The organism is Helicobacter equorum (genome assembly GCF_900198655.1).
Classification (GTDB): Bacteria; Campylobacterota; Campylobacteria; order Campylobacterales; family Helicobacteraceae; genus Helicobacter_F; species Helicobacter_F equorum.
Map to the genome: position 1 here is coordinate 36,107 of NZ_FZPO01000002.1, position 21,215 is coordinate 57,321.

Consider the following 21,215-nt stretch of genomic DNA (forward strand, 5'->3'; position numbering starts at 1 on the left):
ATGTCAACACGCAAAGCAAAAAAAAGACTACAACTCTTTACATTCATATTTCTTATTGCATTTTGTGTAGCGCTCATCATAATCTTTTGGCTCAAAAAACCACATCTTGCCACCCCAAATATCTACATTACCCTTACACAAACCTACTTAGAGCTCAAAAATACCTCAAATCTGCACACGCAATCTAGCGCACAAGAAGACGCACGCGCACTTATCCAGCGTGCCAATGCCACAGGCTATCAGCTCATAGATTCACACACACTAGCACAAGATCTTGATTCTTTTGTCATCATAGCCACGCTACCACGCGGAATCTACAATCTAGGGTTAATCCCCGGTGCTAAACACTTTGCCTTTGCTAAAAGCCCAAGCCTCAAGGAAATAGGCAAAGGCACACAAGAAGAATGGAATCAAGATAGCCTCGACCGCTCACAACAAGAATTTTTAGCATTTTTGGGAGCAGATAAAAATGCTAAAATCCTCTTTTATGATGAAGGTGATGATATTTTTGCGCCCGTAGGAAGCGCGCATACTGCCATATTATGGGCACAGAATTTTGGTTACACCAACCTCTATCGCCTCGTGGGTGGTTTTGGCGCATGGAAAGCCTTAGGCAACCCTATAAGCACCCAAAAACCACATTGTTGTGAGTAACGATGTTTGCCCTTACAGGTGGTGGCACAGGTGGTCATCTCGCCATAGCCAAAGCCCTTGCCCAAGAACTCCAAAAAAGGCAAATCCCTTGTATCTACATAGGATCACACGCAGGACAAGACAAGATGTGGTTTGCACAAAGTGATCTTTTTGAGGCGGTGTATTTTTTGGATAGCACAGGCGTAGTCAATAAAAAAGGCTTAGCTAAACTCGCCGCCCTACACAAAATCTATAATGCAACCAAAACATGCAAAAAACTTTTTGCACGCCATAACACAAAAGCAGTCATCAGCGTAGGAGGTTTTAGTGCAGCAGGGGCTTCATTAGCGACCTTGGGAAGTAAGCTTAAGCTCTTTATCCACGAACAAAATGCCATAAGTGGTTTACTAAACAAACTCTTAAGCCCATTTGCTACTCAAATTTTTGGCTCTTTTGCACTTGCACATAAGCGTTTTTATCGCTGTGATTATCCTGTGCGTCAAGAATTTTTTACCCACGCACGCACACGCACAGAAATAAAAACCATACTTTTTTTAGGTGGCTCACAAGGTGCAAAGGCAATAAATAACATCGCACTAGATCTCGCACCTACACTTTTAGCGCGCGGATATCGCATCATTCATCAATGTGGTGAGAGAGACAAAAATCGCATAAGCCAAGCCTACGCACAAAAAGATCTCTTACAAGATATTGAGCTTTTTGCCTTTAGTCCTAAGCTCATTGACTTCATAAAAAAAAGTGATGTGTGTATCAGCCGTGCTGGAGCTGGAAGCGTTTGGGAGAGTTGTGCTAATGGTTTGCCTTGCTTTTTTATCCCCTATCCATTTGCAGCCAAAGATCACCAATACCACAACGCATTAGAGTTTGCCACTGCCAACCTCGCACAAGTATGTAGAGAATCCACTCTTCACCCACAACAAATCCTAGCATTTTTGGACTCACTCACCCCACGCATTGCGCAAGTTTCACAAGCCTTGCAAGACAAAATCTCACCAAATGGTGCGCACACTATCATCACACAAATCCTTGCATTGCTTTAGTATTTTTTTCACACAACCAACAAAATATACACTAAGCCCATAAAATTAAGGATTGCATAAGAATTTAGAGATAAAATGGATACGTTTTGCTCTAGTTTCTCCAAAAACTAGACAAACGATACCAACAACAAAACCCTAAAGGAGTTTGCATGAAAAAGCTTATCGTAAGTGGAGCATTAGCTCTAGCATTTAGCACAAGCGCTGTAGTTGCAGAAGAAAGTGGTGCATTTATAGGTGTGGATCTCGGACTTGCCAACCTCTCTAAAATGACAAGCGAATCGTCTATGAATGGTGGCACACGAACAACCTATGCTCTTGGTAGCCTTAGATATGGTCTTATGGGTGGTTATAAGTGGTTTTTCACAGAAAATGTAGGCTTGAGAGCGTATGTAGCACTCAATAATGGCACGAGCTATTTGCAAGATGCCTCTACTGGAAATGGTACAAATGGATCAAGTGGTCAAACACCAAATGGCAACCAATTCAACTCGATGTTTATTAATGCTAATGTGGATTTCCTCAATACATTTTATAATAGTGAGCAAGTCTCTGCTGGATGGTTTGCTGGTCTCTCTCTTGGTGTAGGTATCCATTCTGGCGGTATCGTAAAAGCCACCACCGCAAACAGCAATCTCTCTAACATCTCAGGCTTTGATATGGGGATAAATCTCGGTCTTAGAACACTATTTGGCAAAAAACACGGCATAGAGTTCTTTACACGCTTTGGTGTGATTGGTGCGAGTGCTACAGCAGAAATGAATGGTGTTGCTGTAAAAACTGATATGAGCACAACACAAATCTACAACACCGGTGTGCGCTATACTTACAATTTCTAGTGCTACCAAATACTTCATCGCTAGCCCACAAGCATAGCGATGAGGGCAAATCGCCCACTCACACCATCACGCCGATACGAAAAAAACTCACTTTGGCAACTGCTACATTGTGGCAAAAATCTAGCATTGACAATCCCTAGATTCTGTAATTCATCTGCCAACATCAACGCCAAATCAAGAAAATACCGATTCTCTCGCATTTGTATATAACGCATAGGCTCACTGCACACACGCACTAGCTCTTTGCATACATCTTCTTGTATTTCATAACAACATTTGCGTATCCCTGCCCCCACAAATGCAAACACATCACTTGCCCTCGTGTCATAATGATCACTCATATACGTTAAAGTTTTTGAGCAAATCCGCCCAAACACACCTGCTCGCCCAGCGTGAATAAGCGTGGCGATATTGTGCATACGATCAAATAGTAAAATCGGATTACAATCCGCAACAAGCACCATCGCAGGTGCATATAGGCGTGTCAAAAGTAGCGCATCAGCCTCACCCACATTCCTAAGCTTAATGCCCATAGCCTCACACTCTTGCGCACAATCTGTATCCAAAGCACAATGCAGGGCGTGAATTTGTGTCATATATGTGAGAGTTTGTATAGATTGTGAATCTAGTCTAGAATCTAACTTTTTAAAATGCTCTAACATATGTGTGATATTACGCTCCACCACTACAGATTCATCGCCTGTGTGAAATGCGAGATTTAGGCTTTCATATGGCGGTTTGCTATATCCACCATAACGATTGCTTAGTGCAAAAAGCACACCGCCATTTTTTGAAGCATTTGGGATAAAGTTCGTATAAGCAAACATAGCAATTCCTTTGAAAATCAAAAATCTTGATAGAAATATTAACAAAAAGTAAATCAAAAAAATTTAAGAAAATTTATATTAGAATAATGATCGTCTATACTAAAAATAGATAATGTATAAAAATGTTAAGGAGGAGTTCTTGGGGTCACGCAAAAGTCAATCTTGGTCTTTGTCGGCAAAGATTCTCGTTTTTTTGGTTGTTGTTATCATCGTGAGTGGTGGCTATACATTTTACAACGCCAAAGGATTTTCCTATCTTAGCAACAATCCAGAGGCTTGTAACAACTGCCATGTGATGAATGATGTGTATGCAAACTATATGTCCGATCCACATTCTCTCAAAATTAATGGCAAACAAAACGCTACATGTAGTGATTGTCATTTACCTCATGGTTTTGTCTCTAAATGGATCGCAAAGGCACAAAGTGGTTTAGGACATGGTTACGCATTCACATTTGAGCTTGATGATCTCCCTGTGAATCTAAGCGCAAATGAAAAAAGTAAAAAGATTGTGCAACAAAATTGCATTAATTGTCATAGCGATTATGCAGGAAATGCGATCAATCCGACTACACACGCGGGTAATAATACACAGGCTTTGCAATGCGTATCGTGTCACGAAAATGTCGGACATCGACGCGGATTTTAATATATTGAAGGAGGAAGATATGCGAAAAAAAAGTAGTATGATGCCAATTCTTATTATCTTGGCAGTCATTATCATTGCTGGTATTTGGTGGCTCAATAGTGATATTAGTTCCAAAAGTGCTGTAACAAGCACTAAGTCTTTGGGGGCTGTAGAACTCACTGATAACAATCCTACATTTGATGAATGGGGCAAAAACTTTCCAGAATATAGAGATATGTATCTCAAAGTCGAAACGGAGACTCCAAAATACACAGATTTTGGTGGGAATCTCGCGTATTCAAAACTTATCCGATATCCACAACTCACAATTCTTTGGGCGGGTTATCCATTTAGCCTAGATGCCAATGAAGAGCGAGGGCATTTTTGGATTCAAGTCGATCAAATGGATACTGCAAGAAATAACAAAGATTTTCTCAATGCTCATGGTTTTGCAAAATTTGGAGGACAACCTGCGGCTTGTATGAATTGCCATAGTGGGTGGTCGCCTTGGCTTCTCAAAAACTCTGCTAAGGGCGATTGGGTGCGATTTAACTCTACGAAATATTGGACTATGATAAAAGATGTCCCTACAATCAATGGTGAAGCGCCAGATTCTGAAGCACACAGAGGACCACATGGTGGAACAAGAATGGGTGTAACCTGTGCAGACTGCCACAACCCAGAAACTATGGAACTTAGAATCACGCGTCAAGCACTTATCAATGCACTCGTAAATTTTAGAGGTTACCAAAAAGATCCCATCCAAGGTGTAAAGGCAGATAGAAAAGAAATGCGAACACTTGTATGCACCCAATGCCATGTGGAATACTACTTTAAACCGACAGGATCCAAAGTTAAGGTTACAGGCGAAAGTATCGCACAAGATCCAAGTCAAAAATGGTGGGATGGCACACAAAAAACATATGATGAATATGATATATGGCGTGATGGCAATAGCCCTACGGAAATAGAAGTCGATGGTATTGAGCTTGTATTCCCTTGGAGTGCATGGAAAAAAGGTGAGCCATTTAGAATCGAAATGCTTGATGAGCATTATGACAAAGCAAGAGATGCAAATATTTTTGTCTCTGATTGGGAACATAAACTCACAAAAGCACCAATGATCAAGATCCAACACCCAGAATCTGAACTCTTTAGCGGTGGTGTGCATGCGGCTAATGGTGTAAGCTGTGCGGATTGTCATATGCCTTATACAAAAGGTGCGGGTGGTAGAAAAGTTACACAACACAACATAACTTCACCACTTAATGACATAAACGCATCGTGCAAAACTTGCCACTCTCAAAGTGAAGATGTGCTTAAAGCGCAAATTGCTGACATTCAAAAGTCTGTCGCTTATGATCTAAGAAGTGCAGAATACGCAACAGTTAGCCTTATCCAAGATATTAAAAAGTTGCGCGATGAATTAGGCAAACTCCCTACATACCAAACTGCTGGTAAGCCTGATGAAGCCAAAATTTCAAAAGCACTTGCAGAACCTCTCGAACTACACCGAAGAGGACAAATGAGGGGTGATTTTGTCGGTGCAGAAAACTCTACAGGTTTCCACAATCCACGCGAAGCAAGTAGAATGCTCCTCCAAGCTGTAGAAATGGCAAGAATGGGACAAGCTAAACTCGTAGAGATAGCTGCAGCCAATGGCATCAAAGGCTTTAGTATTTCTAATGTAGGATTTGAAGAGATTCAAAAACTTAACCCCGGAGAGATCACATATAAAGTCGATATGGCAGGACATAAAGCTGGGGATCGCTACTATGAACACCACAATGTCAATGGAGAGCCTCCAAAAGAATTGCTTGAGCTTGACAAAAACACGAAACCTTATAACTACAAGGTTTTAGATTCACACTCTGCAGGTATCACAAGCTATAAGCAATAACAAAAACCTCAAGACTCCTCTTGAGGTTTCTTCAAGCATAAGATTACCATTTATCCCGACTACTGCACAATGCATTGTCAAGTTTGGGGCATAGTGGCTCGGGATTTGCTTAGATGATAGAAAAATTTAAGGGGTGGTAAGATGAAAATAGATAACACAAAAAGCAATGGCACTTTTACCCAACCTACACAAAAAACACAAACCAAAGAACCAAAAACCACTCTAGCCAAGCAAAGCACAGATTCACTCCCAAAAACACAAGCGATTAACACTAATGCTATCAAGGATTCAAATACAAACATCGGCAAACTGCAAACCTTGCAGTCTGTGTTACATTCTATCGAACCAAAACTCCAAGCCATCCAAAAAATCGAGGATGAAACACAACGAGAACAAAAAGCCAAAGAACTACAAGAAGAAGTCAAAAAAGTTATGAAGGAGACAACTTTTGGAGGTGAAAAGGTTTTTGGTGTAGCATTTAAAGATTCTAAGGGCGAGGTAGTGCTTCCAAAAATCAAACTTGATACTTCACTCATCAACGAAAATAAACGCGATTTGGACGCACTTATTCAAGACATAAAAGACTTAAAAAAAGATATAAAAGATGCGATAGTCTCTCTCTCTGAAGATGCCCAAGAAAATGCACAAAAAATCCAAAAACAAGCAAGCAAAAAACATAAAGACAATGTGCTAGATTCTCCGATTATACAAGAAAAGCAGCCTGGCAAAATTGCATCATTTTTCAAAGGGCTAGGTAACTTCCTTAAAAGCTCACACGATACAAATAAGCTAGATTCTGATCGTGTCCAAAAATTGTTAGCCTAATGTATCCTTATAGCACACAATCCATTCAAGAAGATGACAAAAAAGCCGTCTTTTGCGCGCTTGATGACAAAAACCTTACCCAAGGATGGCGCGCCAAAGAATTTGAATCTGCTATAGCAAAATATTGTAATACCGCATACGCTATCGTGTGTAATTCTGCTACTTCGGCACTTTATGTAGCCTATCATGCAATAAAATCTGTCTTACATGCCAAATTCCCACATACGCCAATCTTTGCAATCACCACGCCAATTAGCTTTGTAGCCACGACAAATATGATGTTGGCAAATGACATTACGCCGATTTTTGCTGACATCACACCAAGCGGACACCTCGATCCCAAAAGCGTGCGTGAGATTCTCACAACGCATCCTCACAAACAACACATCAAACTTTTGGTTAGCATGGATTATGGTGGGCAAAGTATAAACTGCACACATATGCGCCAGCTTGCACAAGAATTTGAACTATTTTGGGTTTCGGATAGCTCACACGCCTTTGGTGCAAGTTTCCAAGGAAGCAAAGTTGGGTCACAAGCAGATATGACAATCTTTAGTTTTCATGCGATAAAGCCTATCACAACTGCCGAAGGTGGCGCATTAGTTACCAATAATGAAGTGCTTTTTGCACATGCCCAACACCTTGTAAGCCATGGAATCCTCAAAGGCGATGCGTGGGAATATGATTGCCTAGAATGTGGCTTTAACTTTAGAATGCACGAATTAAGTGCGGCTTTGGGATTATCCCAACTCCCAAAACTACAATCTTTTATCGCTAAACGCAAACAAATTGCACAATTCTATCAGCAATATTTTCATAATAACCCCTTTTTTACTCTCTTGTCCCAATCTACAGATATACATACCTATCATCTCTATCCGATCTTTTTAGACGAGCAATTTTGGGATTGTAAGAAACGCATTTTTGCAGATCTTCATAAGCGCGGTATTGGTGTGCAAGTGCATTATATTCCGATATATAGCTTTAGCCTCTATAGGCAAAAATTTGGAAAAATACATCTCCAAAATGCGCAGAGATTCTATAATGCCGAGCTTTCAATCCCTTGTGCGCAAAGTATGAATCTAGATGATGCCAAGCAAGTTGCGGGCATTATCCTTGAAGTATTAGATACTATAAAGAAAGGACATTAAACATGCGCTATTTTTGGGTATATATATGGGCTTTTGCTATTGTCTTTGGTGTGGAGTGCTTTGAAAACCAAACATCATATATAAAATTTGTCTGTGAAGATACATGCCAAAGCCCTACATTGCAAATCACCAACAAGCAAGATTCTACAATCCTAAAACTTGATGAAAGCAATGCCCAAATACAGAGTAATGAGGATTTTTTTACCTTTGTGTATGATAATAAATCCTATGTCCTCTCGCCAAAAAAGGCAGTTTTTGCTATATATGCCCCAAATCAAGAACCAATCTTTACACAATTTCAACCTACTTCTTGCGCCTATGTCAATGGGCAAAAATTTAGCTCATCTTGGGAGGATATCACCACTTTTAGCTACATAAAACAATCCCTAAACCCACACGCCAACAATCTAGCAGAATCTAATTCACAAATGCAGCACACCTCTACATTCCAAGGAGAATCCTACACGATTAGCACACAAGGATATCATGTGATCTTTAGTCATACGATTCACAAAGATGGAAGACGAAATACCGCAAGTGCAACATTTATCCTAAAGCCCCTTAATAGCACGCAAGCATATATCACGCAATTAGATACAGATCCTGAATGTGGGATTATGATAGAAAAGCGTGATGAATTTAGCCTAAGAATTTATCCTTTCCAAAACAAAAGTGCGTGTGAATCGCTCTACACGCAAGGTATTCTTACTGATGTGTATTACAACATCCAACCTAGCTTTGAATGCGCCAAAGCCCAAACCCAAGATGAAATTGCTATTTGCCAAAATACAGATCTTGCCAAGGCTGATAGGGAGCTTCTCATACTTTTAGAATCTGCCAAAGATCTGGTGCAAGAATATATCACCAAACGCCAAGGATGCCAAAATGATACCAAATGCCTACAAGATGTAATGACAGGATTTTTGGGCATACGAGAATAACACTATCTATCACAAATAGTTTTATATGCACAATATAAACAGGGCTTAGAAGTATCTGCAGGACTAAACACCCCATACCCTTGCGTATAATGCAAAGAATCTAAAGTATACTTAGTGCTTTGTATAAGCACCTCATCGCTACTCACTTCATGTGCACAAAAATGTGTATCTATCGTATGCAAGATTGTGATAAGCTCCTCTTTTTTGCTTGGTGATGATATGCTTTTTGCATTTTTTAGGTCATAATACATAGCTTTGATATCTCCATATTTAACACTTAATGCATTTGCATAAAACTCAAGAGCAAAATCCTCTTTAGTAATATCACTAATGTTATTTGTGTATTTATAATCAATCACAAGCACTTCGCCATTGTTTTGGCGCTGGATTCTATCCACTCTAGCACCACAAAAGCGATAACCCTCAAGCACAAAGTCCTCTAGCTCCTCTTCTAATCCCAAAATCTCAAATGTCCCATATTGTTTGATATATTCACGCTCAAACTCAAAAAATCGCGCCAAATCAAGCAACAAAATCTCTACATTTGCACGATCTAGGGCTTGTTCAAATTTTTGTGTGCGCACATACTGCTCACAAGCTTTTTGCACCAAGTCTATATCCGCTAGATTCACCACCTTATGAATATATGGCTCATATGCCTTTTGTAAGGCACTATGCACAAGAATCCCCACACAAGCCACATTGCTCGTGTCTATACTCTGCTCTCTGACATCTAAAATATACCTAAAACAATACTGCAATTTACAACGTACAAATGTAGTGAAACTTGTTGGCGAAAATACTTTGCGTAAGCGTCCAACATAATGCTCTGTCTTATAAGCTGGTGATTGCACTAGCGTGTGTTGAAAAATACTTTGCTCACTTTCATGCACTACACACCCAAGCTCTTCAAGCAAATGTGCAGGGGCATTTTTGTCATCTTGCACACAAAGTGCCACCGCCTCCTTTGCCCCTAATAAAAGATTTTTATAATACAGCACCTGAAGCTTTTCTTTGTCATATGTAGTGGGAATACCAAGTTTTAGGCGCAAAGCAGTATTTAAAAATAAATCATTATCTCTAAAATGTGGGATCACCCCATCATTACAATCAACCAAAATAACATAAGGAAGCATAACACCCCGACTTTCAAGTGCACCTATAACGCGGATTCTACCACCATACACATCATCGATGCTAAGCCCTTTAATCTCATGCAAAAAACTTTGTGCTATTTCACCAAAATCCACATCATCAAAAAATGTGTGCATTGTTTCATATTCATGCACAATCTCATCAAGTTTTTGTTTTATAGGTGCATAATGAATTGTATCTTGCGCATTAAGAGTAGCAAAACTTTGTGCTACACATACAGATAAACTTTGTGTACTCTCCTGTAAGGCTTGGGATAAAGTCGCATATAATGCGGTGTGTTGCAATGGCTTACCCATAGCATAATTACAATTTCTCTCTGTATCAAGCACTTGCAAATACTGCGTAAAATCCTCCTGTGGTAGGACAATAGACATCTCTTCTGGCTCTATACCACGCGCCAACCACTCACTAATTTGTTGGCGAATCGCACCCACTTGCTCTATACGTGAGAGAAATGAATATGCGCGCAAAGTATGTGCTGAATCTAAAGGTGCCTTTGCCACTACTTCGCCACTAGGATAGGACAATACATACCAAAAACCACAATCCAAATCCAAAGGCGAATCAAAAATATCCCAAAATCCTTGCGTCTTTTCCCGCACATCAAAACGTATATGCACCAAACACACACGAGAAATTTCACGCAAAATTGCTAATTCAAATGGGCTTAACACACCACAAAGCATAATGGTAATGCGCGAAAAATCTTGTAGCCATAAATGCGCAAGTGTAAAATCCCAACTTTTATACACCCACCCTCGTTGCTCCAAAAATGCACAATATCGCTCATACACTTCTTGCAAGATTCTCAAATGATCCTCATATTCGCCATAAGTATCAAGTAATGGAATCTCGCTAATAGCGATCTTATGCACAAATAATTCATCAAAAAAGCGTAAAAAAAACTCACTAGATTGCAAATATGCTATAAAACTTTGCTCAAAAACAAAGCCATTGTGCAAAAGAATGTGGTGTTGTTTGTCATATTCTCTTAACACACGGCTTACGATAAACTTACGCAAATGCTTAGGCACAATGCTTTTGTTTGGATATATGATAGCTTTGGAGAAAAACTCTCCCAATAATATGCTTGGCGCACAAATCCCCTCTTTGGCACTATGATATTGAGTAAGTGCGCGTCTTGAGGAAAAAACAAGAAGTTCTTGAGATTGTAATACCTCTAAAGACATAAAGCCTTAGCCCTTTGCACTACATTATCCACGCTAAAACCAAAACGCACAAATAATGCCTCGCCCTTGCCACTAGCACCAAAGCTCTCCATACCTACTACATCATCGGCAAACACATACCACTCTAGCCCTCTTGCCGCCTCAATTGCCATAACCTTACTTGCACCAAAAAGTTTTTGCTTATATGCCTTATCTTGTGCCAAAAGAAGCTCAAAACAAGGCACACTTACTACGCGTGTAGCAATGCCTTGTCGCTCTAAAGTCTGTTGTGAATCTAGCGCAAGTTTTACCTCACTACCACTTGCAAGAAGCGTAAGCTTAGGATTGTGTGAATCTAGTGTGCTTTCTTGCAAAATATAACCACCCTTTGCCACCGCCTCTGTATTTGGGCTCTCACACACAACTTCAAGATTCTGACGACTAAGCACAAAGGCACTTGGTGTATGATGTTTTAGCGCTACTTGCCAACACGCTATGTTTTCGTTTGCATCACATGGGCGGAATACCAAAAGATTTGGCATAGCGCGAAAATGGGAAAGGTGCTCGATAGGTTGATGTGTCGCACCATCTTCGCCAACGCCTATGCTATCATGCGTAAAAACATACATAACACGCGTTTTCATCAAACTCGCAACGCGTATGCTAGGCGTGAGATAATCACTAAATACAAAAAAAGTCGCACAAAAAGGCAAAAACAAACCATAATTGGCAATACCATTACAAATCGCACCCATAGCGTGTTCTCGGATACCAAAATGTATATTACGCCCATTTGGAAAATCCTGCTCACCCTTAAGCTCTGTGTTATTGCTTGGTGCTAGATCCGCACTACCACCCAAAAAGCCCTTAAAACTTGTAGCAATAGCATTTAAAATCTCGCCATTACTTACGCGTGTAGCAATAGATTGTCCTTTTTGGTATGTAGGATATGTAATACTACTTGTATCCAACATAGAATCTAGAAGCGCTTGTGTGTCTGGTGTAAGAAGCTTTTGCCATTCATAATGCGCGAGTGCACCAACTTCCTTGACATTTAAAAATCGCAATGCTACATCATCGGGGATAATAAATTCGGCACTAGATTCAAACCCTAACGTGCTTTTTGCTTGTGCAATTATATCTCCACCTAAAGGTGTGCCGTGTGTTTTATGGTTTCCTTCAAGGCTAAGCGCACCTTTGCCTATGGTAGTCGTTGCGATAATAATGCTTGGTTTTTTGGCATTGATAGCTCCAACAAGTGCTGTATTAATAGAGCTAAAATTATGTCCATCACACTCCAAAACTTCCCAACCCTGCGCGATAAAACGCCTTTTGATATCTTCATTAAATGCTTTTTGTACTGCACCTTCAATGCTTATGCCATTGCTATCATAAATCACAACAAGATTTTCTAAATTATGCAATCCTGCAAGTGAGCAAGCCTCATAGCTTATACCTTCCTGCAAATCCCCATCACCACAAAAACAAAAGACATTATGAGAAATAAGTTTTTTGCCTAAAAGATTTTGTGCATATTTGGAGGCAAATGCCATACCCACTGCATTAGCAATGCCTTGTCCTAGCGGACCAGTAGTAATCTCTACACCGGGTGTGTGCCTGTATTCTGGATGCCCAGGTGTTTTTGAATCTAGCTGACGAAACTGCATTAAATCTTCTTTGCTAATTTCAAATCCCCATACATGCAACAAACTATACACGAGAGCACTCGCATGTCCTCCACTAAAAATCACCCTATCGCGGTTAAGCCACGAAGGGTTGGCGGGATCAAGTTTGAGATATAAACTTAGTATTGTCGCAATATCTGCCAATCCCATAGGCGCACCGGGGTGGCCACTATTTGCCTTTTGCACCATATCCGCACACAAAAACCGCAACGTATTTGCCATTTTTGCAAGCTGTAACTTATCCTCATCTGCAAGACTTAAAGGAGTGAGTGCCATAAAAATCCTTTGTGTATGAAAAATATCGTAGAGACTTAGATTTAAAGAGGCAGATTTTAACAAAAGAGAGTTTTTACAAACCTTAACAGAGTTTGCTATAATGCCAAAAACCTAAAACAACAATATAAGCGACAAACATGATACAAACAATCCTTTTGCGATTGCCAAATTGGCTAGGCGATAGCGTGATGTGCACAAGTGCGTTTCAAAAATTAAAGCATATGTACCCACATGCGCAATTTGTGCTTGTAGGAAGCTATGTGTGTGAAATATTTAGACGCGATCCATGCGTCAAAGCCATCTATCTTGATGAAAGCAAAAAAGCAAAAAATAGAATCCTAAGTCTTTATAGTTTAGCCAAAACAATACGCACAGAAATTGGATCTATTGATCTAAGCTTTTGTTTTAGTAATGGATTTTTTGGCGCGCTACTCTTGTATCTTTGCAAAGCTAAAGTGCGTGTGGGGTATGCCAAAAATCTACGATCCTTTCTTCTCACACACGCCCTCAAAGCCCCAACGCTAAAACCTCTACATCAAGTGCAAAAATACCAATATCTAATAAGAGATTTTGTAGATCGTGCAATCTTTGAGGCATATACGCCATTACACCTTGTATGTGGCAAAGAAAGCAAGATTATTTGTGATGGCAAAAAACGTATCGGTATTAATCCTGGTGCGGCTTTTGGTTGGGCAAAATGCTGGGAAAAAGAGTATTTTATCGATATTATTACGCGTTTTGCTACAAGAGGGTGGGAAGTCTATATCTTTGGTGATACACAAAATCTCACCATACAAGATGACACACACATTCATGATCTTAGCAACAAAACGACCTTAATAGAGCTTATTGATAGCATTAAAGCACTCGATCTCTTTATTACTAATGATAGTGGTCCTATGCATATCGCTGCTGCCCTTCAAACTCCCACGATAGCTATTTTTGGATCTACGGATACCGCGGATACTTGTCCATGGAATCTACCAATAGCACAAGAATTTTTCTTGCCCTCACAAGCGATGATACCACACGCACTAGATTCTACACCATACCCAACACCAAAAGACATCACTACATACACAACACTCACAGCTGATACTATCACTATCCTTAGCAAGCATTTAGAATGTGCACCGTGTAAAAAACGTACTTGCCCACTCAAACATCACCTCTGTATGAAATCCATTACGCCAGATGAAGTTTTTGCAATCGCACTCACAATGCTACAACTCCCTAAGGAATAGATCCCATGATTTTTGACTTCTCACCCAACACACCGCTCCAAAATTTCAAAATCTTAAGTCAATGCCTTATACCGCGTCCTATTGCGTGGATTAGCACGATAAATGATAATGGCAGTATCAATCTCGCACCTTTTAGTTTTTTTGCGCCTGTGAGTTTAGAACCCACGATCCTAAGCGTGTGTGTGATGAAAAAGAGCGATGATACAATAAAAGACACACTCTATAATGCCAAAACTCACAAACGCGTAACCATCACAATCCCAAACCCACAAGATTACTTGCATTTACAACAATGCTCCAAAGAATTTATGCGAGGCATAAGCGAGGCAAGTGAGCTTGGTATAAGTCTCAAAAGTATCCATAGCAACTATCCACCAGTGCCTAGCAATACCCAATGTGCGTTTTTATGTGATTTTTATGATATATGGGATTTTCAAAGCACAACAGATACGCTTTTGCTTGAACTCAAGCAATGCTTTGTAGATGAAAGGTGCATTAGTGAATCTACGCAAGATTTGCGTTTGGTATTTGAAACACTCGCACGCACCGGAAATGATTTTAAGATTTTAAAGGATTTATAAGATATAATGCAACTAATTTCTTAAACTTAAAGGAGAATTTACATGTTATCAATCTCACGAAGTGGTTCTTTGCATAGGGAACAGTGGTATAAAATCTCTCTTGATATTTTTGAATGCTCCATCCTAGCTCGAGAAAAGATTATTATAGGCTACAAGGGGGGGGGGCATAGTAGAAGTTTTTGTTAAATATCAGATTTTTGGCCGAACCATATACAAAACAATTCAAAACCTTAAAGATACTTCCTATACTACCATAAATATTGGATATAGTGGTATACAAGCACAACTTGCAAAAGATATAGCCACCGATGAAGATATTAATACAAAGATCCTCAACCTCAGTAAAGGCTTAGATGAGAAAAGTATCGAGACACTCACAACGATCATCTCTCGCTTACGTACAGCACATATATTCCACAAAAAAACTTGGGATATGCTCACCGAAGCAGAATATCAAGAACTGAATTGTATTAGAATGGAGTTTTACCCAAATATCCACCAACTCTCTCCTACACTCTATGCATATAAAAATTATTTTCTCCCAACAGACTACTTTGGAATTAGTGTCTTTTGGCATGAATTTAGCTTAAGAAAATTTGAATCTAAAACACTTCTTAAAATCAAACATAGAAATATTATAGATGCCGGATCGATGGTAGGTGATAGTGCCTTGGTCTTTCAAAAATATACAGATAAAAATATTTATGCTTTTGAACCAACAAATGAAAATTATGAGTTTTTGCTCCAAACTATTAAACTCAATAATGCAACGCGTATTATCCCAGTCAAAAAAGCCCTAGGATCAGAGCTTTCACAAGCACAAATTAGCATCGATGGAGAATGCTCTAGTATTATATTTAATAACAACACCGCTTCGCAAAATGTAGAAGTCATCACACTCGATTCTTTTGTGCATGAGCATAATCTAGAAGTTGGGTTTATCAAAGTCGATATTGAAGGCTTTGAACAAGAATTCCTAAAAGGTGCAAAACAAACAATTATGAAGCAAAAACCTGCAATGCTTATTAGTATTTATCACCAAGCAAGCGATTTTTTTGAGATTAAACCTATAATAGAATCTTGGAATTTAGGATATAGTTTTAAAATTATAAAAGATGTAGACCACAATGTGGCGAGTGAATGTGCGCTCTTTTGTGAAGTCATAGAATAATATCACTTTATGACTTTAGCTTTGTATGCGTTCATCTCGCATGCATTCTTGCTCTTTATACAACACTGCACAGCCTTTAGCAAGATCGCGAATCTGTAAAATATAATTTTGTCGTTGCGCTACAGAAATCGCCTTGCGCGCATCAAGAATATTAAAAAAATGACTTGCAAGCATTGTATAATCATAGGCTGGGAGTGGGAGTTGTGCCTCTAAACAATGTGTTGCTTCCTCTTTAACTTGTTCAAAAAAACTAAAAAGTTTCGTAACATCAGCCACTTCAAAATGATACTTGCTAAACTCATATTCACCCTCTTTGTGCACATTACGATAATAGACATTTTGTCCTTGTAAATCCACACCCCACAAAATATCAAACACATTTTCCACGCCTTGGATATACATCGCCAACCGCTCCACACCATAGGTAATCTCCACTGCTACAGGCTCGCAAGGCAACCCCCCTACTTGCTGAAAATAGGTAAATTGCGTAACCTCCATACCATCAAGCCATACTTCCCATCCAAGCCCCCAAGCGCCAAGTGTTGGGGATTCCCAATTATCCTCCACAAAACGCACATCATGCTTTTGCAAATCCAACCCCAAAGCCTCTAAGCTTTGCAAATATAATTCTTGGATATTACTTGGGTTTGGCTTGATAAGCACTTGAAACTGATAATAACTCCCCAAGCGGTTTGGATTTTCCCCATATCGACCATCTGTAGGACGCCTAGAAGGCGCAACATAGGCTACACTCCAAGGCTTAGAATCCAAACTTCGCAAAAGTGTAAAAGGATGAAATGTCCCAGCTCCTGCAGGAATATCATAAGGTTGCACGATAAGACAACCCTGCTTTTTCCAAAACTCTTGCAGTGCAAGTAAAATATCTGAAAAACTACGCATATACTTCTCCTTTGTTGTGTAAAAATACCATTTTTCCAAGTTCAAAGCCACTATGCGTTGCCACCACGCTACATTTGACCTTGAATAACAAAAACAGATTCTCTTGATGTATAGATTCTAAACACTCATAATTCCCCATGCCCTTTGCCACGATAATATCTGCACTATCAAAACTATCTTTGATCTCCTTTGGTGCATCATCATAGATAAATCCAGGGCTTTTCATATAAGAATTTTTGACATCGCACAAATTGTATATCTCTGTGCACAATGGATGTGCCAAATCCGCTAAAGTCACATCATTGATAATAGGTGCACCACGCACAAGATATGTAATATGTAGATTGGGATAATGCTTTTTAAGAAATTGGAGTAACACAATATCAAAGAGATTTTCCCCTGCATTATCAGCTATATACAACAAATTCTTAGCATTGTCTAAACGCATTTCAAATGCCTCTATATCAAAACGCGCAAACTCCAAACTCCCAAAGTCAAAGCTAGATTCAAAACTAAAAGAACTTTGCGATCCATAATCAATCACATTTCCCAAAACCGCAACCTTGATACAATCACTCAAAGTCTCTGTATAGGCTTTATGATCCTTTAAAGCAGCAAGGATTGTAGCAGCAGATTCTATACTTTGTTGCTTGATGTGCTTATAGGGATCTTGGTTTTGGAGTGCTTTAGAGAGATTTTTATAAATCGCTATGGCAGCCTTTGGTGGCGTAAATGTAGTGCTATGTAAAGATTGCTCTAGGGAATGTAAGAGGTGTTTGGTTTGACTAAGAATCTCATCGCGTGTGTGTATTTGTAATGTGTGTGAATCTACTGAAGTGTACAAAAAATTGTGAATCTGTTTATAAAGGCACTCAAGGCAAGTATGGGTGAGATTCATAAATTATTTGCTACCCTCTGCCATATTTGAGACCTTACCCCACATCAAGCGATATTTGCGCTTCATAAATTCCACTTCTTCACGCGCACTTTGAAGCTCTGAACGTAACACTTCCATTGTTTTTTTATCATCATCATACACTTCTTGCATCGAAACAAGCGCGTCTTTCAAAAACGCATTTTCATTCTTAAATGCGCTGATAGTCTCATCTTTACTAGCAATCACTTTATCATGCAAACTCAAAATCGTAGCAATCGTTTTCTCCACAAAAACAGGGCTTAATTCTTTGCCATGCATATCAGCATTGACAAGATTATTTTCTACACGCTTGATAAGCGCAGAAGTGCCACTACTTGCATCAATCATGACATTCTCACCCTCTTTTTTACTCACAATTGCTCCAGATTCTATGAGTTCTAAAACACGAGCCTCCTCTAAGCCAGAAAGCTTGATAAACTCATCTACACTTATCCAAGTCACAGAAGCATTCGAAGCTACAGGCAAAGTCTGTGAATCTTTTTGTGTGGGTGTGTCTTGCATTAATCAATCCTTACTTCTATCTCTGAAGAATCTAATTCTACTTTTTTAGCTTTCATCATTCTATCTTGCACGAGCTTTCCTGCTAGCTCTTCATTTTTTAGGCTTAGAATCTGTAGCGCAAGATATGCGGCATTGATAGCACCAGCTTTACCGATAGTAACCGTCGCCACAGGCATTGAGCTAGGCATTTGCACCGTGGACAACAAAGAATCTAAACCATCGAGTGCGCCACCAGCAAGTGGCACACCAATAACAGGTTTACAAGTCTGTGCTGCTACCGCACCCGCGAGATGTGCTGCCATACCTGCAGCAGCGATAAATACTTGTACACCACGATTTTGTGCATCTTTGATGTATTCTTTTGTGCGATCAGGAGATCGGTGTGCAGAAGAAACAATCATTTCATATGGCACATCAAACTTTTTTAATACCTCAGCACATTCACTCATCACACTAAAATCACTCTTACTTCCCATAATAATGCTAATAAAATCCATTATCTAACCCCTTGACTCTCAAGAATCTAAAAATACACAAGTCTAACATAAAAAACTTTAAGTAAAGCCACCATAGCCAAACAATTATTATTCCTTAAATCTATCTTCCCTCAAGCTTAAGGCATAGCTCAAGAAAGATACGCTACAATCTCGCCGTTTTTTTCACAAAAACAATCCACACATACCAATCCTTTGTAAGGTTGCGAAATATATTCGCTAATGGGTATGGAGGCAAAACCACATTACACAATTAAGGAGAACTAAAAACCATGGTAACAATGAAAGATTTACTCGAATGCGGTGTGCATTTTGGACACCAGACAAGACGTTGGAATCCAAAAATGAAGCGATTTATTTTTGGTGTGCGCAAAAATATTCACATTATTGACTTACAAAAAACCTTGCGTTATTTTAAATACACATACAACATCATCAAAGATGCATCCGCTGAAGGCAAAACGATTATGTTTGTAGGGACAAAAAAACAAGCAAGTCAAACGATCGAGCAATATGCTCAAAGCATTAATGTCCCGTATGTAAATTATCGTTGGCTAGGTGGTATGCTAACAAACTTTAGCACCATAAAAAAATCTGTGCGCAAACTTGAGGTTATCGAGCAAATGGAAGAAAGCGGACAAATTGATCTTTTAACAAAAAAAGAAAAACTTATGCTCCAACGCAAAAAGGACAAGCTTACCAAATATCTTGGTGGTGTGCGCCATATGAAAAAAGCTCCAGATATGATTTTTGTTATTGATGTCGTGAAAGAAAAAATTGCTGTTGCAGAGGCACGCCGACTTGGAATCCCTGTAATAGCACCGCTTGATACAAATTGCGATCCTGATAATGTAGATTATCCAATCCCTGGTAATGATGATGCGATTCGCTCAATCCAGCTCTTTTGCAAGGAAGTAACTGAAGCGATTTTGGAAGGACACAATGAGAATAAAGATAGCCAACAAGAAGTGCCAATTCCAGCTACAGAGGAAGAAAAACAAGAAGTGCTTGAAGAACTTAAACAAGAGCAAGGAGAATAACCATGGAGATTTCAGCACAATTAGTAAAGCAACTCCGCGAAATGACTGATGCAGGAATGATGGACTGCAAAAAGGCGTTAGTCGAGGTAGGTGGCGATATCCAAAAAGCAATAGAATATCTCCGAGAAAAAGGTTTAAGCAAGGCAGCAAAAAAAGCTGATAGGGTGGCGAGTGAAGGAGTTGTTAGCGTAGAAGTAGCGGATGATTTTTCTAAGGCTTCAATACTAGAAATTAACTCTGAAACAGACTTTGTGGCAAAAAATGATAACTTTAAAAATCTTGTAGCAAAGAGTTCCGAACTTGTCTTTGAACACAATATTAGCGATGTTAGCACACTAAATAGCATTCAAATAGAAGGCACAAAATTCGAGGAATATCTCCAACAAAATATCGCAAAAATCGGTGAAAACATTGTAATACGACGCCTTGAGGGTATCAAAGTCGAAGGTAATGCCGTTGTGAATGGGTATGTGCACTCTAATGGTCGTGTGGGTGTGCTTATCGCGATAAAATATAATAATGCAAATTCAAAAACACCAGCTGCAGAGCTTGCACGAAATTTTTGTATGCATGCAGCAGCGATGAAACCACAAGTTTTGAGCTATCATGAATTAGATTCTGAATTTATCCAAAAAGAAAAGATAGCACTTATCGCAGAACTTACAAAAGAAAATGAAGAGCTTAAGCGACTTGGTAAGCCATTGCATAAGATTCCAGAATATGTAAGTCGTAGCGAACTTACACCAGAAGTGCTAGAATCTACCAAGCAAAAACTTCGAGATGATCTCAAAGCACAAGGTAAGCCAGAGCAAATTTGGGATAAGATCATTCCAGGACAAATAGAGCGGTTTATCGCTGATAATACACTCATTGATCAACGCCTTACGCTTTTGGGGCAGTTTTTTGTTATGGATGATAAAAAAACTATTGCGCAAGTCCTTGAAACAAAATCCAAAGAACTTGGTGATGAGCTAGAGATTATCAAATATGTGCGCTTTGAGCTAGGTGAAGGTATCGAGAAAAAAGTAGAAGATTTTGCTGCTGAAGTTGCGGCACAAATGCAGTAATACATTTTGGGGTTAGGTAACCCCAAAAATACTAATATTATTCCCCACAAAACTAGTAATTCTCTCTCATATTGCATTTATCTGTAAATTTTAGTTTAAAAAGCCCACTAATTAGATTAAAAGGAAAAATAATCCAATTTGTTTTAACACACAAATAAAAATATGGCAAAATTTTTACCATAAAATTCTACAG

21 protein-coding genes are annotated in these 21,215 nt (G+C 39.3%); 14 read left to right on the plus strand and 7 right to left on the minus strand.

The features are described from left to right. The 3 genes from C6H22_RS00500 (at position 1) to C6H22_RS00510 (ending at position 2,530) form a co-directional block, all read left to right on the plus strand. Positions 1-654, plus strand: a complete 654-nt coding sequence (locus C6H22_RS00500) for a rhodanese-like domain-containing protein (protein WP_104693394.1) — start codon at positions 1-3, stop codon at positions 652-654. A gap of 2 nt (positions 655-656) precedes the next feature. Next, positions 657-1,694: an undecaprenyldiphospho-muramoylpentapeptide beta-N-acetylglucosaminyltransferase gene (gene murG, locus C6H22_RS00505; protein WP_104693395.1), complete on the plus strand. Its 1,038-nt coding sequence runs from the start codon at positions 657-659 to the stop codon at positions 1,692-1,694. A gap of 149 nt (positions 1,695-1,843) precedes the next feature. After that, entirely contained in the window at positions 1,844-2,530 is a 687-nt protein-coding gene (locus C6H22_RS00510; protein ID WP_104693396.1) for an outer membrane beta-barrel protein, read from the plus strand. 20 nt (positions 2,531-2,550) lie between these two features. Here the strand turns inward: C6H22_RS00510 and C6H22_RS00515 are convergent, their stop codons facing one another. After that, positions 2,551-3,357, minus strand: a complete 807-nt coding sequence (locus C6H22_RS00515; protein ID WP_104693397.1) for a polyphenol oxidase family protein — start codon at positions 3,355-3,357, stop codon at positions 2,551-2,553. Positions 3,358-3,526: 169 nt separating this feature from the next. Between C6H22_RS00515 and nrfH the strand changes: the two genes are divergently transcribed. The 5 genes from nrfH (at position 3,527) to C6H22_RS00540 (ending at position 8,802) form a co-directional block, all read left to right on the plus strand. Further along, positions 3,527-4,006: a cytochrome c nitrite reductase small subunit gene (gene nrfH / locus C6H22_RS00520; RefSeq protein ID WP_233706970.1), complete on the plus strand. Its 480-nt coding sequence runs from the start codon at positions 3,527-3,529 to the stop codon at positions 4,004-4,006. Positions 4,007-4,025: 19 nt separating this feature from the next. Next, entirely contained in the window at positions 4,026-5,885 is a 1,860-nt protein-coding gene (locus tag C6H22_RS00525; protein WP_104693399.1) for an ammonia-forming cytochrome c nitrite reductase subunit c552, read from the plus strand. 141 nt (positions 5,886-6,026) lie between these two features. Further along, positions 6,027-6,710 carry a hypothetical protein gene (locus tag C6H22_RS00530; protein WP_104693400.1) on the plus strand — a complete coding sequence of 228 codons (684 nt, stop codon included), beginning with the start codon at positions 6,027-6,029 and terminating at the stop codon, positions 6,708-6,710. After that, positions 6,710-7,861, plus strand: coding sequence for a UDP-4-amino-4,6-dideoxy-N-acetyl-beta-L-altrosamine transaminase (pseC, locus tag C6H22_RS00535; protein WP_104693401.1), 1,152 nt, complete (start codon positions 6,710-6,712; stop codon positions 7,859-7,861). The genes C6H22_RS00530 and pseC overlap by 1 nt, the downstream gene beginning before the upstream one ends. Positions 7,862-7,863: 2 nt before the next feature. Further along, complete coding sequence (locus C6H22_RS00540) at positions 7,864-8,802, plus strand: lysozyme inhibitor LprI family protein (protein WP_104693402.1); 939 nt, start codon at positions 7,864-7,866, stop codon at positions 8,800-8,802. Between the two features lie 2 nt (positions 8,803-8,804). Here the strand turns inward: C6H22_RS00540 and C6H22_RS00545 are convergent, their stop codons facing one another. Together C6H22_RS00545 and tkt are read right to left on the minus strand one after the other, a co-directional pair. Continuing rightward, positions 8,805-11,147: a PD-(D/E)XK nuclease family protein gene (locus C6H22_RS00545; RefSeq protein WP_104693403.1), complete on the minus strand. Its 2,343-nt coding sequence runs from the start codon at positions 11,145-11,147 to the stop codon at positions 8,805-8,807. After that, on the minus strand, positions 11,138-13,087 hold the full coding sequence (gene tkt / locus C6H22_RS00550; protein ID WP_104693404.1) for a transketolase: 1,950 nt from the start codon (positions 13,085-13,087) through the stop codon (positions 11,138-11,140). The genes C6H22_RS00545 and tkt overlap by 10 nt, the downstream gene beginning before the upstream one ends. Before the next feature lie 137 nt (positions 13,088-13,224). Between tkt and C6H22_RS08805 the strand changes: the two genes are divergently transcribed. The 4 genes from C6H22_RS08805 (at position 13,225) to C6H22_RS00565 (ending at position 16,083) form a co-directional block, all read left to right on the plus strand. Next, positions 13,225-14,331: a glycosyltransferase family 9 protein gene (locus tag C6H22_RS08805; RefSeq protein ID WP_233706968.1), complete on the plus strand. Its 1,107-nt coding sequence runs from the start codon at positions 13,225-13,227 to the stop codon at positions 14,329-14,331. Between the two features lie 5 nt (positions 14,332-14,336). Continuing rightward, positions 14,337-14,912: a flavin reductase family protein gene (locus C6H22_RS00560; protein ID WP_104693405.1), complete on the plus strand. Its 576-nt coding sequence runs from the start codon at positions 14,337-14,339 to the stop codon at positions 14,910-14,912. 42 nt (positions 14,913-14,954) lie between these two features. Continuing rightward, positions 14,955-15,098, plus strand: coding sequence for a hypothetical protein (locus C6H22_RS08585; RefSeq protein WP_158654575.1), 144 nt, complete (start codon positions 14,955-14,957; stop codon positions 15,096-15,098). Between the two features lie 247 nt (positions 15,099-15,345). Next, on the plus strand, positions 15,346-16,083 hold the full coding sequence (locus tag C6H22_RS00565) for an FkbM family methyltransferase (protein ID WP_104693406.1): 738 nt from the start codon (positions 15,346-15,348) through the stop codon (positions 16,081-16,083). Between the two features lie 15 nt (positions 16,084-16,098). On the opposite strand, the gene glyQ is transcribed toward C6H22_RS00565, so the two are convergent. Genes glyQ through purE form a run of 4 tightly spaced genes read right to left on the minus strand, consistent with a single transcriptional unit; the run spans position 16,099 to position 18,918 of the window. After that, a complete protein-coding gene (gene glyQ, locus C6H22_RS00570; RefSeq protein ID WP_104693407.1) occupies positions 16,099-16,983 on the minus strand; it encodes a glycine--tRNA ligase subunit alpha in 885 nt (294 codons plus the stop codon). Beyond that, positions 16,976-17,881, minus strand: coding sequence for a damage-control phosphatase ARMT1 family protein (locus C6H22_RS00575; protein ID WP_104693408.1), 906 nt, complete (start codon positions 17,879-17,881; stop codon positions 16,976-16,978). The genes glyQ and C6H22_RS00575 overlap by 8 nt, the downstream gene beginning before the upstream one ends. 3 nt (positions 17,882-17,884) lie before the next feature. Next, on the minus strand, positions 17,885-18,421 hold the full coding sequence (locus tag C6H22_RS00580; protein ID WP_104693409.1) for a DUF3972 domain-containing protein: 537 nt from the start codon (positions 18,419-18,421) through the stop codon (positions 17,885-17,887). Continuing rightward, a complete protein-coding gene (purE, locus tag C6H22_RS00585; RefSeq protein WP_104693410.1) occupies positions 18,421-18,918 on the minus strand; it encodes a 5-(carboxyamino)imidazole ribonucleotide mutase in 498 nt (165 codons plus the stop codon). Before purE ends, C6H22_RS00580 begins: the two co-directional genes overlap by 1 nt. Positions 18,919-19,187: 269 nt before the next feature. On the opposite strand from purE, the gene rpsB reads away from it, so the two are divergent. Then, a complete protein-coding gene (rpsB, locus tag C6H22_RS00590) occupies positions 19,188-19,955 on the plus strand; it encodes a 30S ribosomal protein S2 (RefSeq protein ID WP_104693411.1) in 768 nt (255 codons plus the stop codon). A 2-nt stretch (positions 19,956-19,957) separates the two neighbouring features. Then, the gene (gene tsf / locus C6H22_RS00595; RefSeq protein ID WP_104693412.1) at positions 19,958-21,022 is read left to right on the plus strand and encodes a translation elongation factor Ts; all 1,065 of its coding nucleotides are present in this window, start codon (positions 19,958-19,960) and stop codon (positions 21,020-21,022) included. Positions 21,023-21,215 lie beyond the last annotated feature (193 nt).

Bases quoted from the DNA above. Each gene is read 5' to 3' on its own strand.
- C6H22_RS00540 (WP_104693402.1), top strand. From the start codon at position 7,864: ATGCGCTATTTTTGGGTATATATATGGGCTTTTGCTATTGTCTTTGGT.
- rpsB (WP_104693411.1), top strand. From the start codon at position 19,188: ATGGTAACAATGAAAGATTTACTCGAATGCGGTGTGCATTTTGGACAC.
- C6H22_RS00510 (WP_104693396.1), top strand. From the start codon at position 1,844: ATGAAAAAGCTTATCGTAAGTGGAGCATTAGCTCTAGCATTTAGCACA.
- C6H22_RS00545 (WP_104693403.1), bottom strand. From the start codon at position 11,147: ATGTCTTTAGAGGTATTACAATCTCAAGAACTTCTTGTTTTTTCCTCA.
- glyQ (WP_104693407.1), bottom strand. From the start codon at position 16,983: ATGCGTAGTTTTTCAGATATTTTACTTGCACTGCAAGAGTTTTGGAAA.
- murG (WP_104693395.1), top strand. From the start codon at position 657: ATGTTTGCCCTTACAGGTGGTGGCACAGGTGGTCATCTCGCCATAGCC.
- C6H22_RS08585 (WP_158654575.1), top strand. From the start codon at position 14,955: ATGTTATCAATCTCACGAAGTGGTTCTTTGCATAGGGAACAGTGGTAT.
- C6H22_RS00515 (WP_104693397.1), bottom strand. From the start codon at position 3,357: ATGTTTGCTTATACGAACTTTATCCCAAATGCTTCAAAAAATGGCGGT.
- tsf (WP_104693412.1), top strand. From the start codon at position 19,958: ATGGAGATTTCAGCACAATTAGTAAAGCAACTCCGCGAAATGACTGAT.
- C6H22_RS00500 (WP_104693394.1), top strand. From the start codon at position 1: ATGTCAACACGCAAAGCAAAAAAAAGACTACAACTCTTTACATTCATA.
- pseC (WP_104693401.1), top strand. From the start codon at position 6,710: ATGTATCCTTATAGCACACAATCCATTCAAGAAGATGACAAAAAAGCC.
- C6H22_RS00580 (WP_104693409.1), bottom strand. From the start codon at position 18,421: ATGCAAGACACACCCACACAAAAAGATTCACAGACTTTGCCTGTAGCT.
- C6H22_RS00565 (WP_104693406.1), top strand. From the start codon at position 15,346: ATGCTCACCGAAGCAGAATATCAAGAACTGAATTGTATTAGAATGGAG.
- purE (WP_104693410.1), bottom strand. From the start codon at position 18,918: ATGGATTTTATTAGCATTATTATGGGAAGTAAGAGTGATTTTAGTGTG.
- C6H22_RS00575 (WP_104693408.1), bottom strand. From the start codon at position 17,881: ATGAATCTCACCCATACTTGCCTTGAGTGCCTTTATAAACAGATTCAC.
- C6H22_RS00530 (WP_104693400.1), top strand. From the start codon at position 6,027: ATGAAAATAGATAACACAAAAAGCAATGGCACTTTTACCCAACCTACA.
- C6H22_RS08805 (WP_233706968.1), top strand. From the start codon at position 13,225: ATGATACAAACAATCCTTTTGCGATTGCCAAATTGGCTAGGCGATAGC.
- C6H22_RS00560 (WP_104693405.1), top strand. From the start codon at position 14,337: ATGATTTTTGACTTCTCACCCAACACACCGCTCCAAAATTTCAAAATC.
- C6H22_RS00525 (WP_104693399.1), top strand. From the start codon at position 4,026: ATGCGAAAAAAAAGTAGTATGATGCCAATTCTTATTATCTTGGCAGTC.
- tkt (WP_104693404.1), bottom strand. From the start codon at position 13,087: ATGGCACTCACTCCTTTAAGTCTTGCAGATGAGGATAAGTTACAGCTT.